Origin of the sequence: Methylobacterium dankookense (assembly GCF_902141855.1) — a bacterium.
Taxonomy (GTDB): domain Bacteria; phylum Pseudomonadota; class Alphaproteobacteria; order Rhizobiales; family Beijerinckiaceae; genus Methylobacterium; species Methylobacterium dankookense.
Map to the genome: position 1 here is coordinate 214,577 of NZ_CABFVH010000003.1, position 14,324 is coordinate 228,900.

Below are 14,324 nucleotides of genomic sequence, written 5' to 3' on the forward strand. Positions count from 1 at the left end.
CGCCCGGGCGGTGGCCGTGGACGGCCCGACACGACGCCCGCGCCCGCGCGGCCCTCGACGCCGTTCGCGTTATGGTCCAGGGATGGCGGATGCAGACCCTACCGCAACCCGCCTTCGGAGCCCCCGAATCCGGCAGCGCCGCCGGCCCGATCTCGGCCCGCGCCATGGGGGCGCTCCGCCCGGCGGCGGCCTATCTCGACGGGCTCAATGCCGAGCAGCGCCGCGCCGTCGAGACGACCGAGGGCCCGATCCTCGTGCTCGCGGGCGCCGGCACCGGCAAGACCCGGGTGCTGACCACCCGCATCGCCCACCTCATCTCCACCGGCCGGGCGCGGCCCTACGACATCCTCGCGGTGACCTTCACCAACAAGGCCGCCCGCGAGATGAAGCACCGCATCGGCACGCTGGTCGGCCCGGCGGGCGAGGGCATGCCCTGGCTCGGCACCTTCCACGCCATCGGCACCAAGATCCTGCGCCGGCACGCCGAGCTCGTCGGGTTGAAATCCGACTTCACCATCCTCGGCACCGACGACCAGCTCCGGCTGATGAAGCAGGTCATCGCCGACCAGAACGTGGACGAGAAGCGCTGGCCGGCCCGCGCGCTCAGCCACGCCATCGACGGCTGGAAGAACCGCGGCCTCGCCCCCGAGCAGGTGCCGCCGGGGGAGGCCTCGGCCTTCGCCTTCGGCAAGGGCGGCGCCCTCTACACCGCCTACCAGGCCCGGCTCGCGACGCTGAACGCCGTCGATTTCGGCGACCTGCTGCTGCTCTGCCTCAAGCTCTGGCGCGAGAACCCGGACGTGCTCGCGAACTACCAGAACCGCTTCCGCTACATCCTGGTGGACGAGTACCAGGACACCAACGTCGCCCAGTATCTCTGGCTGCGCCTGCTGGCGCAGGGCCACCGCAACGTCGCCTGCGTCGGCGACGACGACCAGTCGATCTACGGCTGGCGCGGCGCCGAGGTCGACAACATCCTGCGCTTCGAGCACGACTTCCCCGGCGCCACCGTGGTGCGGCTGGAGCGCAACTACCGCTCCACCGGGCACATCCTCGCCGCCGCCTCCGGGCTGATCGCGAAGAACGAGGGCCGCCTCGGCAAGACCCTGCGCACCGACGACGAGGCGGGCGAGCGCGTCACCGTGAGCGGCGCCTGGGATTCCGAGGAGGAGGCGCGCCTCATCGCCGAGGCGATCGAGCGACTGCAGGGCAAGAAGCACCCGCTCTCCGAGATCGCGGTGCTGGTGCGCATCTCCGCCCAGATGCGCGAGATCGAGGACCGCTTCGTCCAGCTCGGCCTGCCCTACCGGGTGATCGGCGGCCCGCGCTTCTACGAGCGGGCCGAGATCCGCGACGCGCTCGCCTATCTGCGCGTCACCGCCAACCCCGCCGACGACCTCGCCTTCGAGCGCATCGTCAACACGCCGAAGCGCGGCCTGGGGGACGCGACCCTGCAGCAGCTCCACACCTACGCCCGCGCCGAGCGGGTACCGCTGCTGCTCGCCGCCCGCCGCCTCTGCGAGACCGACGAGTTGAAGCCGCGCGTGCGCTCGACCCTGCGGGCGCTCACCGAGAGCTTCTCGCGCTGGGCGCGCAGCGTGGAGAGCCAGCCGCATTCCGAGGTGGCGCAGACCATCCTGGAGGAATCCGGCTACACCGAGATGTGGCAGAAGGAGCGCTCGGCGGATGCGGCCGGGCGCCTGGAGAACCTGAAGGAGTTCGTGCGCTCCATGGAGGAGTTCCCGGACCTCGCAGGGTTCCTCGAGCACGTCTCCCTCGTCATGGAGGCCTCGGAGGCGGAAGGGGCGGAGCGCGTCTCCCTGATGACGCTGCACGCCGCCAAGGGGCTCGAATTCGACACCGTGTTCCTGCCCGGCTGGGAGGACGGCCTCTTCCCCAACCAGCGCGCCCTCGACGAGAGCGGGCGCGCCGGGCTGGAGGAGGAGCGGCGCCTCGCCCATGTCGGCCTGACGCGGGCGCGCAAGCGCGCCAAGCTCTCCTTCGCCGTCAACCGGCGCATCCACGGCCTGTGGTCCTCGACCATCCCATCGCGCTTCATCGACGAGCTGCCGGAAGCCTCGGTCGACGTGGTCGAGGCCCCGGCGCATTTCTCGGCCGGCGCCTCGCGCTTCGACCGCAACCCCACGCCCTTCGGCTCCTCCTACGGCACGCCCGGCTGGCAGCGGGCGCAGGCCGCGACGCAGGGGCGCGGCGCGAGCGGCCCCGGGCGCAGCACCGGCGGCTTCGGGGCGGGCGCGCGCTCCGGCGGCCCGCGCCAGATCGAGGGCGAGCTCATCGCCAAGTCGACCGGGTCGGCTTCAGCCTATAGCGGTGGACAAAGGGTCTTCCACACCAAGTTCGGGCCAGGAACGGTCGCAGGGGTCGACGGCAACAAGCTGACCGTTGACTTCGATAAGGCCGGCCGGAAGATGGTTCTCGACAGCTTCGTCCAGCCGGGCTGAGCTGTCCCGCCGGCCAAGCCCGGACTTCGGGGCGGCAAGGCCGGCCGGAATCGCTCCCCCGGGAGCGAGACAGGATCGCGGGCGTGCCGGATGCCTCGTCATCCCGAACCCACCCGGCGCCACGGCGGCGCCCGGCTCGATCCGCTTCCGTAAATCGATGCCGGACTCGACCCGACTCGGGTCGCCCGTTGCGCGCGGGCCACAGCGCGAATCGTCTTTCGAACCACCGCGGAAATCGTCTCCGAAATGCAACATCCGCCGTGCAGGCTCCCCCTGCACGACCGGTTGGTGCGGTCGTTGCTTTCTCCTGGAAACGGTTTGCACAGCCGATTCGAACCGTGATGGAACCCGGAAAGCCTGTTCATCATTGGGGTGCATGATGTGATGAAAGGTCTAAGGTCGAGGTAAAAAGAATAAAGGCGCAGTGACAGGTCCAGATTGGCAAGTCCAAGTGGAGTGTTGATCGATGAAAAGACGGCGCGCACGACTTGAACTGGTGGAAGATCGAGCAGTTCGGCTGCACAGGACCCGGTTCGACGAGGAACGTTGTTTAAGCCCGATCCAACCACTGACAGAACGACAAGGTGAATATCTCGATGCTCTCGCCCGGAACGACCAAGTCATCGTTCTAGGCCCCGCCGGAACCGGAAAGACCTTCATCGCCGGCACCCGCGCCGCGGATCAGCTTCGCCAGCGCCGCATCGCCAAAGTCGTGATCACCCGGCCCAACGTGCCCTCCGGCCGCTCCCTCGGCTTCTTCCCCGGAACCCTCGAGGACAAGATCGCTCCCTGGGTCGCCCCGCTCACCGAGGCGATGAAGGAGCGCATGGGCCAAGCCGCCTTCGAGATCGCGCTGAAGACCGGCGACATCGAGATCGTGCCCTTCGAGGTGATGCGCGGGCGCACCTTCAAGAACTGCCTCGTGATCCTCGACGAGGCGCAGAACACCACCACGGCCGAGATCAAGATGTTCCTCACCCGCATCGGCGACGATTGCCAGGTGATCATCAACGGCGACGTGTCGCAGACGGACCTGCGCGAAACCTCCGGCCTGCGCACCGTGATCCACCTGATCAAGAGCCGGATGATGCCGGTGCCGATCGTGGAATTCACCCGCGACGACATCGTCCGCTCCGGCATCTGCGCGGAGTGGGTGAAGGCTTTCGAGGAAACCAATCTCTGATTGCACGGTTGGGCACGACGGGCCTCAAGCGGCGGCCCGTCGTGCCTGCGAAGGCACGAGACTCTGCTCCGAACCTCTCGCCCGAGAGGACGAACCGGGTGCCGCACCCGGAATTTCGAGACGAGGAATCTCTCGTGAGGAAACTGACCTTCGCCTTCGCCGTGCTCGCCTCGCTCGGCGCCGCCGCTGTCTCCGCCCCCGCCTCCGCGGCCCCCGGCATGCCGATGGGCGTGACCGCCGCCGACACCGTCAGCACGGTGCAGATGACCCGGCGGGAGCACCGGATGATGCATCGGCGCATGCACCACCGCCGCATGATGCATCACCGCATGCACCATCGCCGCATGGTGCATCGGCGCATGCACCGCATGTGAGCGGGCGCGGCACGGACGGATCGGGGCCCTGCGGGGCCCCTTTTCATGTCGGAGCCTGTGGATGCGGGCACATTGCCGCGCGATCCCGGGATTCCCATCTCGGCCCCGCGCGTGCGAGAGGCCGGACGCGCCCTGCCCTCTCGGGAGACGACGATGCCCCCCTCCAACCGCCTGTTCGACGATTTCGCCCGGCTGATGACCGACGCCGCCGGCGCGGCCCAGGGGGTGCGCCGCGAGGCCGAGACCGTGGTCAAGGCCCAGATCGAGCGCCTGATCCGCGACATGGACATCGCCTCCCGCGAGGAGGTGGACGTGCTGCGCGACCTCGTCACCACCCTGCGCACGCAGAACGAGGCGCTCGCCGCCCGCGTCGCGGCGCTGGAGGCGAAGGCCGGCACGGCGTCCGGCGGCGAGACCGGCACGATGGGCGCGAGCGAGATCGCCTGATTCGGGACGCCTGAGCTTTTGCACAGGGAAGCGCCGCCGCCGCGGCCTTTCCTGTTCACCGCCGGGGCGGCCCGCTTTGTGTCGCGACTCCCGCCCGGTCTATAGTCGGTCCTGTGCTGATTCGCCCGAGACCGCCGATGACCGCGAGCAGTTGAGTCCCCGCAGACGTGTGTTTGACCGCGAGAGGTCAAGCTTAACCACGTCGTGGCACGCCTTCCCGTTCCGGCTTCACTTCCAACATCACGCAGCGGCGGCCGATGGCCGGTCGCCAGCCCGGATTGTCATGCCCCAGCTTAACATCGACATTGAAGACCACGACCGGATCGAGCACCCGCTCGACGTCGTCGAGCGTCTGGCCTCCCTGCGGGACTGGATCTTCGACCGGGCCGAGGCCGACGAGATGTCGGTGACCAGTCCCGGGCGCTGGACCGACTACCACATCGCCTTCACCTGGATCGAGGACATGGAGGCGCTGCACGTCGCCTGCGCCTTCGACCTGAAGGTGCCGGAGCGCCAGCGCATCGAGGTGCTGCGCCTGATCTCGCTCGTGAACGAGCAGCTCTGGATCGGGCATTTCGACCTCTGGTCGAGCGACAGCGTGGTGATGTTCCGCCACTCGCTCCTGCTCGCCGGCGGCGTGATCCCGACGCACGCCCAGTGCGGAAAGATGCACAAGACCGCGGTCGAGGCCTGCGAGCGCTACTACCAGGCCTTCCAGTTCGTGCTCTGGGCCGGCAAGACGGCGCGCGAGGCGCTGGACGCCGTGCTGTTCGAGACCGAGGGCGAGGCCTGAGGCCGTGGCCCGCTCCACGGGGTTGCCCGCCTCCCTGACCCTCGTCGGCGCCGGCAAGATGGGCGGCGCCATGCTGGCGGGCTGGTTGGAGGCCGGCCTCGACCCGGCGACCACCGCGGTGATCGATCCGGCGCCGGCGCCCGAGATCGCAGCGCTCTGCGCCGAGCGCGGCCTGCGCCTCAACCCACAGACGCCCGAGCCCGCCGAGGTCGTGATCCTCGCGATCAAGCCGCAGGGGCTGGAGGCCGCCGCCCCCGGCATCGCTCCCTGCCTCGGCGAGACGAGCCTCCTCGTCTCGATCCTGGCCGGCAAGACGGTCGCGAACCTGCGCGACCGCCTGCCAGGCGCGCGCGCCATCGTGCGGGCCATGCCGAACCTGCCCGCCTCGATCGGGCGCGGGGCCACCGGCGCGGCCGCGAGCCCCGAGGTCACGCCCGCGCAGCGGGCGATGGCCGGGGCGCTGCTGGCCGCCTCCGGTCATGTCGAATGGCTGGAGAGCGAGGCGATGATCGATGCGGTCACCGCCGTCTCGGGCTCGGGGCCGGCCTACGTCTTCCACATGGTCGAGGCCCTGGCCGAGGCCGGTGTCGCGGCGGGCCTCCCCGCGGATGTGGCCGCGCGTCTCGCCCGGGCCACGGTCTCGGGTGCCGGCGCGCTGCTCGATGCGAGCCCGCTCGAGGCGGCGGAACTGCGCCGCAACGTCACCTCGCCCGGCGGCACCACGGCCGCCGCCCTCGACGTGCTGATGCGCGACGAAGGACTGCCCGCGCTGATGCGCGAGGCGGTGGCCGCCGCCAAGCGCCGCGCGGGCGAATTGTCCGGCTGAATCCGGGTGTCGAGAGGGATCATCCCTCTCGCGGGTCCAGGGCGAAGCCCTGGGAATACATCAGGGCTTCGCCCCGATACCCCACCAAAGGGATGATCCCTTTGGGATCCCGGATCGCCTCAACTGCCGCCGGGATCGGTCTCGCCGCGCTGCCGGCCGCCGCCAGCCGGCCCTTCGCCCGGCTTGCCCCCGGTCTTCTCGTTCGGATCCTTGACCGCGTCGGGCGCGATGTTGGCCGGCTTCTTCGGCGGCTCTTCCGTACCGGGCTTCTGGTCGTCGCTCATCGCTTCGCCTCGCGCCGCTCGGGCTGGGACAGGCCACCGCCCACCTTGCGGTCGGCCGCCGGTCCGCCTGCCGCCTTCTGGTCGGAATGACCGCCCGACGAGCCGCCGAGCGCCGGGGGCGCGCGGCCGGGCTCGCCGGCCTTCCAGTCGCCGCCGCGCTCGGCATCGGAGCGGCCGGAGCCGCCCATATCGGTGATCGCGGCCTGTTCCGGCGTCTGCCGGCCGCCCCCGACGGCGGGGCCGCCGGGAGTGCCGACATCGGCGTCGGGCTTGCGGGTGACGGTCTCGGGTTCGCGGGGCATCAGCGCTTCTCGTCGTCCTGGCCGATCGCGGCGGTGGCGCACTCGATCGCCTCCGCGGCGGCACCGTCACTCTCGCCGCGCAGGCGGCGCAGGTTCTCGGGCGGCGTCTCGGCCTCGGTCGCGTCCGTGGCGTCCTGGCGCGGGGTGCCGGAGGCGAGCCGCGCCGTCTCGGCCTGGCCCTGGGGATCGCTCTTCAGATCGGCCTGGGTGCGGGCGGGGATGCCGACGTCGCGGGCCGAATCCTGGCCCATGTCCTGACCGTTGCGGTCGGCATAGGCATCGAACTCCTTCAGCGACGGGCGCTGGCGGCTGTCCTGGGTCATGCTGGCTTCCTTCTCTGGCCGGACAACACCTGCGCGGGAGCGAGGTTGCGTCCGAGGCCGGATGCCCGGCCGGAGAAGGGGGCGCCCCGATGAGCCGGAGCGCCCTTAAAGCCCTTGTAGTGACGCGCTCTCCGCCGAACCGGTATCTACTTCGGCGGGGAGCGCTCTCGGATGTTACTGCCCGATGCCCTCGAACAGCGCCGAGGAGATGTAGCGCTCGGCGAACGAGCAGGCGACGGTGACGATGCGCTTGCCCTTGAATTCGGGCCGGCTCGCCAGCTCCAGCGCGGCGGCGACGTTGCCGCCCGTCGAGATGCCGCCCGGGATGCCTTCCAGGCGGGCCAGCGCGCGCGCCGTCTCGAAGGCGGTCTGGTTCGAGACCTTGAGCACGCCGTCGAGGATGTCGGTGTGCAGGTTCTCGGGGATGAAGCCGGCGCCGATGCCCTGGATCTTGTGCGGGCCGGGCTGGCCGCCGGAGATGACCGGGGAATCCTCCGGCTCCACGGCGAAGACCTTGAGGCTCGGCAGGCGCGGCTTGATCACCTCGGCCACGCCCGTCACCGTGCCGCCGGTGCCGACGCCCGCCACGAAGGCGTCGAGCTGGCCGCCCGTGTCGGCCCAGATCTCCTCCGCCGTGGTGCGGCGGTGGATGTCCGGGTTGGCCGGGTTCGAGAATTGCTGCGGCATCACCGCGCCGGGGATCTCGTTGAGGAGCTCCTCGGCCTTGGCGATGGCGCCCTTCATGCCCTGCGGGCCGGGGGTGAGGGCCAGCTCGGCGCCGAGGAAGGCGAGCATCTTGCGCCGCTCCAGGGACATCGTCTCCGGCATCACCAGGATCAGGCGGTAGCCGCGCGCGGCTGCCACGAAGGCGAGCGCGATGCCGGTATTGCCCGAGGTCGGCTCGACCAGGGTGCCGCCGGGCTTCAGCTTGCCCGAGGCCTCCAGCGCGTCGATCATGTTGACGCCGATACGGTCCTTCACGCTCGAGATCGGGTTGAAGAACTCGAGCTTGAGCAGGATCTCGGCATCGATGCCGCGCTCCTTGGGCAGCCGGTTCAGGCGCACCAGCGGGGTGTTGCCGATCGTCTCGGTGATCGAGCCGTAGACGCGGCCGTGGCCGACCTGGCGCGCGCCCTCTGTCTGTCCTGCCATCGCGGTCTCCTCTGAACGGTCTCTTGACGGTCTCTTGCGGACCGGGCAGCCCGGAAGCCTATCGTAGCCGCCCGCCTCGAAGGGAGCGGATATCGCGTCGTCCGGCCCTGAGCAATCGACCTAAGCGCAGGATTCGACAGATCTTTTCCCAAATCTGTCAGAAGCTCGGCCGGCGGGGAACGACTCTATCATTGTAAGTGCTGGATCTGGAATTTTCTTCTCCGCGCACGTATTCGCCGGTTCCGTAATCCCCCGCCATCCATCCCCGGCCGTCCGGCCACGCTTGAAGCCGCCGCGGGCCGCCGGGAGGATGGGGGCCGCAGACCCGTCCCGCCAGGAGGACCCGTGCCGATCCGCGAACTCCGCACCTTCCTGGCGGTCGCCGAGGGCGGCTCCTTCGCCGCCGCAGCGCGGAAGGTCGGGCGCACGCAATCGGCGGTCACCGTGCAGATGCAGGCGCTGGAGGAGGAGTTCGGCGCCGTGCTGTTCGACCGCTCGCGCCGCCCGCCCGGCCTCTCGGCCGCGGGCCGCGCCTTCCTGCCCCACGCCGTCGATGCAGTGGCGGCCTATGACCGGCTCTACCGGGTGATCTCGGACACGCTGGTCGAGGGGCATCTGCGCCTGGGCGTGGTGCCGAGCGTCATCACCGGCATCATGCCGCGGGCACTGGCGGCCCTGCGCGAGCGCTACCCGGCGCTGCATGTGGAACTCGCCATGGGCCTGTCGAAGGAGCTCGTCGGCCGCGTCCAGGCGCACACCCTCGACGCGGCCGTGGTCAGCGATTTCCGCCTCGGCGCGGCGGACCTGCGCTGGTCGCCCGTGATGCAGGAACCCCTCGTCCTGATCGCGCCGCCGGACGCGCCGGCCCGCAAGGCCGAGGAGTTGCTCGCGAGCTATCCGTTCATCCGCTACTCGCGCCAGGCCTGGGTCGGCGAGCTGATCGACGACTTCCTCCGGCGGCGCGACCTCGCGGTGCGCGAGACCATGATGCTCGACACCCTGGAGGCGATCCGCGCCATGGTCCATCACGGCCTCGGCGTCTCGGTGGTGCCGCAGCGGGCGGGCGACGCCGCGGGCGATCTCGCCGTGCGCACCCTGCGCTTCTCGGGCGCCGCCCCGAAGCGGGTCGTCGGCATCGTGCAGATGGAGGAGCACGGCAAGGCGGCGCTCGTCGACGTGCTGCTCGACGTGCTGCGCCAGGAGGCCGGCGGGACCACCCGGGGGCCGCGGCCTTCTTGAGAAAAACCGAATCTATGCTTGAACCCTATTCGATTGTGATGAACCTCCGCCGGATTTAGAACCGCTCCCAAGAGGAGTGGAGGGAGCGATGACCGAGGCCGCTGCCGGCGATCTGTCCGTCTCGATCTGGCGGGGCGGCGAGGACGGGAGCTTCACGACCTACCGGGTCCCCGCCCGTGCGAGCCAGACCGTGCTCGACGTGGTCACCCACGTGCAGCGCCACATCGATCCGACCCTGTCCTATCGCTTCGCCTGCCGCGTCGGCATGTGCGGCTCCTGTGCCATGACGGTGAACGGGCGCCCGCGCTGGACCTGCCGCACCCATGTGTCGAAGGTCGCGGAGGGCGGAAAACTGGAGATCGCGCCGCTGGCGAACCTCCCCGTCATCAAGGACCTCGCCGCCGACATGAGCCCCTTCTTCGAGAAGTGGCAGGCGGCGGGCGGCGCCTTCGCGCCGACGCTCACCCGCGCCGATCCGGTCGAGCCGATCCGGCCGAGCGAGCCGGACCGCGTCGTCGCGGATGCGGGCATCGAATGCATCAATTGCGGCGTCTGCTACGCCGGTTGCGACACGGTGCGCTGGAACGCCGATTATGTCGGTCCGGCCGCGCTGAACCGGGCCTGGACCCTGATGAACGACCGGCGCGACGGTGCGCAGCGCGAGCGCCTCGCGGCGGTGGCGGCCGATGGCGGCTGCCACGCCTGCCACAGCCATCAAACCTGCCAGGATTTCTGCCCGCAATCCCTGAGCCCCACCGGCGCGATCTCGGGCCTCAAGCGCATGGCCACGCGCGCCTATCTCCGCGGGGAGTTGAAGCCGTGAACGTGCGCCTCTATCTCTGGCAGCGCGGCACCGCCGCGCTGATGGCGCCCCTGGTGCTGATCCACGTGGCGGTGGTGTTCTACGCCACCCGACAGGGGCTCAGCGCCGCCGACATCCTCGGCCGCACCCGCGGCAGCGTGGCCTGGGGCCTGTTCTATACGGCCTTCGTGGCGGCGGCCGCGATCCATGCCGGGATCGGCCTCCGCACCATCCTCGCCGAATGGACGCCGCTCGGCGCGCGCGGCGCGGCGCTCACGGCCACCGCCTTCGCCCTCCTCCTCGCCGGGCTCGGCGCCCGCGCCGTGATCGCCGTGGTGATGCCGTGAGCGCCGCCCCGACCATCGCCGCGCGGCGGAGCGCCCGCGGCCCCCGCGCCTATCGCCGCAACGCCCTCTGGCTCGCCGCGATGGTGCACCGGGTCTCGGGCCTCGGGCTCGCGATCTTCCTGCCCTTCCACTTCCTGGTGCTGGCCCTGTCGCTGCGCGGCGAGGCGGCCCTCGACGGCTTCCTGCGCTGGACCGACGCGCCCGCGGTGAAGCTCGCCGAGGGCGGCCTCGTCTTCCTGCTCGTGGTCCACCTCCTCGGGGGCTTGCGCGTGCTGCTCGTCGAGAATCTCGACTGGCGCGCCAACCAGACCCGGGCGGCCTTGGCGGCGGGCGCGGTCGCGGCGCTGGTCGCCTTCGCCTTCCTCGTCCGGGTGCTGTGAGGCCTCATGCAGATCGAGCGGATCCGCACCGACATCCTGATCCTCGGCTCCGGCGGAGCCGGGCTGTTCGCGGCGCTCCACGCCCATGACCGGAACCCCGACCTCTCGGTGACGATCGCCACCAAGGGGCTTCTCGGCAAATGCGGCTGCACCCGCATGGTCCAGGGCGGCTACAACGTCTCGCTGCATGCGGGCGACTCGGTCGAGCGCCACTTCATGGACACGATCGAGGGCGGCAAGTGGCTGCCCGACCAGGAGCTGGCCTGGACGCTGGTCTCCACCGCCCCCGAGCGGGTGCGCGAATTGGAGAACGAGGTCGGCTGCTTCTTCGACCGCAACCCGGACGGCTCGCTCCACGGCAAGGCCTTCGCCGGCCAGACCTTCGACCGCACGGTGCACAAGGGCGACCTCACCGGCATCGAGATCATCAACCGGCTGATGGAGCAGGTCTGGAAGCGCCGGGGCGTCGGGAAGCTCGAGGAGCACCGGGCGCTGGCGCTGATCCCGACGCCTGCCGGCGACGCGCTCTCCGGCGTGCTGATGGCCGACATCCGCACCGGGCGTCTCCGCTTCGTGCAGGCCCGGGCCGTGCTGATGGCGACGGGCGGCGGGCCGACCATGTACCGCTACCACACGCCGTCGGGCGACAAGAGCATGGACGGGCTCGCCATGGCGCTCCGCGCGGGCCTGCCCTTGCGCGACATGGAGATGGTGCAGTTCCACCCGACCGGCCTGCTCGCCGGGCCCGACACCCGCATGACCGGCACCGTGCTGGAGGAGGGCCTGCGCGGCGCGGGCGGCCACCTCCTCGACGGCGCCATGCGCCGCTTCATGGCCGATTACGATCCGAAGCTCGAACGCGCGACCCGGGACGTGGTCAGCCGCGCGATCTATGCCGAGATGAAGGCCGGGCGCACCACGCCGAACGGCGGCGTCTACATCCGCATGAGCCATCTCGGTCCCGCGGATGTGGCCAAGAGGTTCAAGGGCATGGTCGACCGCTGCCGCGATTGCGGCTTCGACCTCGCCGGCGGCCTCGTCGAGGTGGTGCCGACGGCCCATTACTTCATGGGCGGCGTGGTCTGCCGGCCCGATACCGCGACCGAGCTGCCCGGCCTGTTCGTGGCGGGCGAGGACGCCTCGGGCATGCACGGGGCGAACCGGCTGGGCGGCAACGGGGTCGCCAACTCCACCGTGTTCGGCGGCATCGCCGGGGACCGGATGCCGGGCTTCATTGCCGAGAGCGGCAGCTTCCGCGAGCCGGACGAGGGCCTGATGAGCGCCGAGGCCGCGCGCTGCCTGCACCCGTTCCACGCGAAGCCCGGCGACGTGAACGCCCTGCGCGAGCGGCTGATGGACCTGATGTGGGACGAGGTCGGCGTGGTCCGCGACGCGGCGGGTCTCAGGCGCGGCCTCGCCGGGCTCGACGCGATCGAGGCCGAGCTTCTGGAGACCGGCATCGCGGACGGCGCGCGCGCCTTCAACCTGACCTGGCACGACTGGCTGAACCTGCGCTCGCTGGTCGAGACCAGCCGGGTGATCGCGCTCGCCGCCGAGCGCCGCGAGAATTCCCGCGGCGCCCATTACCGCGCGGATTTCCCCGAGCCCGGGGATCTCGCCACCTCCACCTTCACGGTGGTGCGCCGGGCCGGCGAGAGCCTCGCGATCACCGACGAGCCCGTGCGTTTCACCCGAGTAAAACCCGGTGAATCGCTCCTCGAACCGCAGATGGCCGCCGAGTAGCGGAACCCGCCATGATCCCCCTCTCGACCATCCAGAGCACCGCCGAATCCCTGATGGCCAAGGCCGCCATCGAGATCCCGGAGGATTATCTCGGGGGCCTCCGTGCCTGCGCGAATACCGAGACGGGGGACCTGTCCTCCTTCGTGATCCAGGCGATGCTGGAGAACTACGAGGCGGCGAAGGAGGATCGCCGGGCCATGTGCGGCGATACCGGCGTGCCGCGCTGGTACGTGAAGTACGGCAACGAGGCCCGTCCCGAGGGCGGCCCGGTCGCCGTCGAGCGGGCCTTGCGGCAGGCGACCGCGAGCGCCACCCGCTCGGTTCCGCTGCGGCCGAACCGCGTCCACCCCCTCTGGCGCACCGATCACGACAACAATGTCGGCATCAACGCGCCCGAGATCGAGTACGCCTTCCACCCCGACGCCGAGTGGATCGACCTGACCACCGTGCACAAGGGCGGGCTGTTCGGCTCGGATTACCGGATGCTGTTCCCCGGCGACGGGATGCAGGGCATCCGCCGCTTCTTCCTCGACACGCTGGTCGGCTTCGGCAAGCGGGGGCTGGCCTGCCAGCCGGCCATCGTCGGCATCGGGCTCGGCGGCTCGAAGGATGCCTGCATGGTGCTGGGCAAGCAGGCCTCCTGCCTGCGCACGGTGGGCAGCCGCAACCCGGATCCGAAGATCGCCGCGATGGAGGAGGAGTTCCGCGAGCTCGGCAACTCCATCGGCATGGGCGCCATGGGCTTCATGGGCTCGTCCATGGTGGTCGCCTGCAACATCGAGGTCGGCTACTGCCACACCGGCGGCATGCCCATGAGCGTGCACATGTTCTGCCTGTCCTCGCGCCGGGCCACCGCCCGCATCCACGGCGACGGGCGGGTCGAGTACCGCACCGATCCCGAATGGTTCACCCCCTATTCGCGGCGCGAGACGGTCGCCTGGGGCGAGCCCGTCTCGGTCGCGGCGGAGTAGACGCATGGCTGCGCTCAAGACCGTCGAGCTGAAGCTGCCGGCCTCCACCGAGGACCTGCGCGCCCTCGAGATCGGCACCGTGGTCTACCTCACCGGCCGCCTCTTCACGGCGCGCGAGGGCGTCTACAAGCGGGCGATCGAGGACGGGGCCGGCATGCCGGCCGCCAATGTCGATCTCGGCACGGCGAACTTCCACTGCTCGCCCGCCGCGACGATCGAGCCGGACGGGCGCTTCAACGTCGGCGCCGTGACGGCGACCGCCTCCTTCCGCTTCGCCAAGTGGCTCGACGGCTGGTTCAAGCTCTCGGGCTGCAACATCATCATCGGCAAGGGCGGCATGACCTCGGAGATCTACCGGGACGTGTTCGTGCCGAACAACGCCATCTACCTCACCACGGTCGGCTACGGCACCGGGGCGCTGCTGGGCCGCGGCATCCGCGACGTGCCGGGCGTGTACTGGCGCCAGGAGCTCGGCCTCGCCCAGGCGGTCTGGGTGCTCGACGTGGAGCGCTTCGGGCCCTTCATCGTGGAAAGCGACCTCGACGGCGCCTCGCTGTTCGAGCGCGAGAACGCGAAGATCGCCCCCGGCCTCGCCCGGCTCTACGAGGGCACCAAGCCGGCGACGCTACGCCGCTACGGCGAGACCGACGACAAGGCGGATGAGGTGATCTGACGGCCGTTTCCGGAGGTGGTCGT

17 protein-coding genes are annotated in these 14,324 nt (G+C 70.5%); 13 read left to right on the plus strand and 4 right to left on the minus strand.

Features of this window, described 5'->3' with window-relative positions; genetic code table 11:
- Window positions 1–89 precede the first annotated feature (89 nt).
- From MTDSW087_RS04475 to proC, 6 genes are all read left to right on the plus strand, one after another.
- A complete protein-coding gene (locus tag MTDSW087_RS04475; RefSeq protein ID WP_144760658.1) occupies window positions 90–2,462 on the plus strand; it encodes an ATP-dependent helicase in 2,373 nt (790 codons plus the stop codon).
- Window positions 2,463–2,928: 466 nt separating this feature from the next.
- Window positions 2,929–3,645, plus strand: coding sequence for a PhoH family protein (locus tag MTDSW087_RS04480; protein ID WP_144760661.1), 717 nt, complete (start codon window positions 2,929–2,931; stop codon window positions 3,643–3,645).
- A 134-nt stretch (window positions 3,646–3,779) separates the two neighbouring features.
- Entirely contained in the window at window positions 3,780–4,019 is a 240-nt protein-coding gene (locus MTDSW087_RS04485) for a hypothetical protein (protein ID WP_144760664.1), read from the plus strand.
- A 153-nt stretch (window positions 4,020–4,172) separates the two neighbouring features.
- A complete protein-coding gene (locus MTDSW087_RS04490) occupies window positions 4,173–4,466 on the plus strand; it encodes an accessory factor UbiK family protein (RefSeq protein WP_144760667.1) in 294 nt (97 codons plus the stop codon).
- Window positions 4,467–4,749: 283 nt separating this feature from the next.
- Window positions 4,750–5,259 carry a type III secretion system chaperone family protein gene (locus tag MTDSW087_RS04495; RefSeq protein ID WP_144760670.1) on the plus strand — a complete coding sequence of 170 codons (510 nt, stop codon included), beginning with the start codon at window positions 4,750–4,752 and terminating at the stop codon, window positions 5,257–5,259.
- A gap of 4 nt (window positions 5,260–5,263) precedes the next feature.
- Window positions 5,264–6,085 carry a pyrroline-5-carboxylate reductase gene (gene proC, locus MTDSW087_RS04500; RefSeq protein WP_280525249.1) on the plus strand — a complete coding sequence of 274 codons (822 nt, stop codon included), beginning with the start codon at window positions 5,264–5,266 and terminating at the stop codon, window positions 6,083–6,085.
- Window positions 6,086–6,204: 119 nt separating this feature from the next.
- Here proC and MTDSW087_RS29955 read toward each other — a convergent pair whose 3' ends face one another.
- The 4 genes from MTDSW087_RS29955 to cysK all read right to left on the minus strand — a co-directional run bounded on the left by MTDSW087_RS29955 (window position 6,205) and on the right by cysK (window position 8,146).
- Window positions 6,205–6,369: a hypothetical protein gene (locus tag MTDSW087_RS29955; RefSeq protein ID WP_186383728.1), complete on the minus strand. Its 165-nt coding sequence runs from the start codon at window positions 6,367–6,369 to the stop codon at window positions 6,205–6,207.
- On the minus strand, window positions 6,366–6,671 hold the full coding sequence (locus MTDSW087_RS04505; RefSeq protein WP_144760673.1) for a hypothetical protein: 306 nt from the start codon (window positions 6,669–6,671) through the stop codon (window positions 6,366–6,368). The genes MTDSW087_RS29955 and MTDSW087_RS04505 overlap by 4 nt, the downstream gene beginning before the upstream one ends.
- Window positions 6,671–6,994 (minus strand): hypothetical protein, encoded by a 324-nt coding sequence (locus MTDSW087_RS04510; RefSeq protein WP_144760676.1) that lies wholly within the window; start codon window positions 6,992–6,994, stop codon window positions 6,671–6,673. The genes MTDSW087_RS04505 and MTDSW087_RS04510 overlap by 1 nt, the downstream gene beginning before the upstream one ends.
- A gap of 174 nt (window positions 6,995–7,168) precedes the next feature.
- Window positions 7,169–8,146, minus strand: coding sequence for a cysteine synthase A (cysK, locus tag MTDSW087_RS04515; RefSeq protein WP_144760679.1), 978 nt, complete (start codon window positions 8,144–8,146; stop codon window positions 7,169–7,171).
- Between the two features lie 345 nt (window positions 8,147–8,491).
- On the opposite strand from cysK, the gene MTDSW087_RS04520 reads away from it, so the two are divergent.
- From MTDSW087_RS04520 to MTDSW087_RS04550, 7 genes are all read left to right on the plus strand, one after another.
- The gene (locus MTDSW087_RS04520; RefSeq protein WP_144760682.1) at window positions 8,492–9,385 is read left to right on the plus strand and encodes a LysR family transcriptional regulator; all 894 of its coding nucleotides are present in this window, start codon (window positions 8,492–8,494) and stop codon (window positions 9,383–9,385) included.
- 88 nt (window positions 9,386–9,473) lie between these two features.
- Window positions 9,474–10,208: a succinate dehydrogenase/fumarate reductase iron-sulfur subunit gene (locus MTDSW087_RS04525; RefSeq protein WP_144760685.1), complete on the plus strand. Its 735-nt coding sequence runs from the start codon at window positions 9,474–9,476 to the stop codon at window positions 10,206–10,208.
- On the plus strand, window positions 10,205–10,534 hold the full coding sequence (locus MTDSW087_RS04530; protein ID WP_144760687.1) for a succinate dehydrogenase: 330 nt from the start codon (window positions 10,205–10,207) through the stop codon (window positions 10,532–10,534). Before MTDSW087_RS04525 ends, MTDSW087_RS04530 begins: the two co-directional genes overlap by 4 nt.
- Window positions 10,531–10,914, plus strand: a complete 384-nt coding sequence (locus MTDSW087_RS04535) for a succinate dehydrogenase/fumarate reductase transmembrane subunit (RefSeq protein WP_238178749.1) — start codon at window positions 10,531–10,533, stop codon at window positions 10,912–10,914. The genes MTDSW087_RS04530 and MTDSW087_RS04535 overlap by 4 nt, the downstream gene beginning before the upstream one ends.
- A 6-nt stretch (window positions 10,915–10,920) precedes the next feature.
- On the plus strand, window positions 10,921–12,657 hold the full coding sequence (locus MTDSW087_RS04540; RefSeq protein ID WP_144760693.1) for an L-aspartate oxidase: 1,737 nt from the start codon (window positions 10,921–10,923) through the stop codon (window positions 12,655–12,657).
- A gap of 11 nt (window positions 12,658–12,668) precedes the next feature.
- Window positions 12,669–13,628 carry a fumarate hydratase gene (locus MTDSW087_RS04545; protein WP_144760696.1) on the plus strand — a complete coding sequence of 320 codons (960 nt, stop codon included), beginning with the start codon at window positions 12,669–12,671 and terminating at the stop codon, window positions 13,626–13,628.
- A 4-nt stretch (window positions 13,629–13,632) separates the two neighbouring features.
- Window positions 13,633–14,301 carry a fumarate hydratase C-terminal domain-containing protein gene (locus MTDSW087_RS04550; protein ID WP_142584924.1) on the plus strand — a complete coding sequence of 223 codons (669 nt, stop codon included), beginning with the start codon at window positions 13,633–13,635 and terminating at the stop codon, window positions 14,299–14,301.
- Window positions 14,302–14,324 lie beyond the last annotated feature (23 nt).

Excerpts from the sequence above, each read along its gene's own strand:
- MTDSW087_RS04480 (WP_144760661.1), top strand. The coding sequence starts at position 2,929 with ATGAAAAGACGGCGCGCACGACTTGAACTGGTGGAAGATCGAGCAGTT.
- MTDSW087_RS29955 (WP_186383728.1), bottom strand. The coding sequence starts at position 6,369 with ATGAGCGACGACCAGAAGCCCGGTACGGAAGAGCCGCCGAAGAAGCCG.
- MTDSW087_RS04540 (WP_144760693.1), top strand. The coding sequence starts at position 10,921 with ATGCAGATCGAGCGGATCCGCACCGACATCCTGATCCTCGGCTCCGGC.
- MTDSW087_RS04495 (WP_144760670.1), top strand. The coding sequence starts at position 4,750 with ATGCCCCAGCTTAACATCGACATTGAAGACCACGACCGGATCGAGCAC.
- cysK (WP_144760679.1), bottom strand. The coding sequence starts at position 8,146 with ATGGCAGGACAGACAGAGGGCGCGCGCCAGGTCGGCCACGGCCGCGTC.
- MTDSW087_RS04475 (WP_144760658.1), top strand. The coding sequence starts at position 90 with ATGCAGACCCTACCGCAACCCGCCTTCGGAGCCCCCGAATCCGGCAGC.
- MTDSW087_RS04505 (WP_144760673.1), bottom strand. The coding sequence starts at position 6,671 with ATGCCCCGCGAACCCGAGACCGTCACCCGCAAGCCCGACGCCGATGTC.
- MTDSW087_RS04550 (WP_142584924.1), top strand. The coding sequence starts at position 13,633 with ATGGCTGCGCTCAAGACCGTCGAGCTGAAGCTGCCGGCCTCCACCGAG.
- MTDSW087_RS04490 (WP_144760667.1), top strand. The coding sequence starts at position 4,173 with ATGCCCCCCTCCAACCGCCTGTTCGACGATTTCGCCCGGCTGATGACC.
- MTDSW087_RS04525 (WP_144760685.1), top strand. The coding sequence starts at position 9,474 with ATGACCGAGGCCGCTGCCGGCGATCTGTCCGTCTCGATCTGGCGGGGC.
- MTDSW087_RS04545 (WP_144760696.1), top strand. The coding sequence starts at position 12,669 with ATGATCCCCCTCTCGACCATCCAGAGCACCGCCGAATCCCTGATGGCC.
- MTDSW087_RS04510 (WP_144760676.1), bottom strand. The coding sequence starts at position 6,994 with ATGACCCAGGACAGCCGCCAGCGCCCGTCGCTGAAGGAGTTCGATGCC.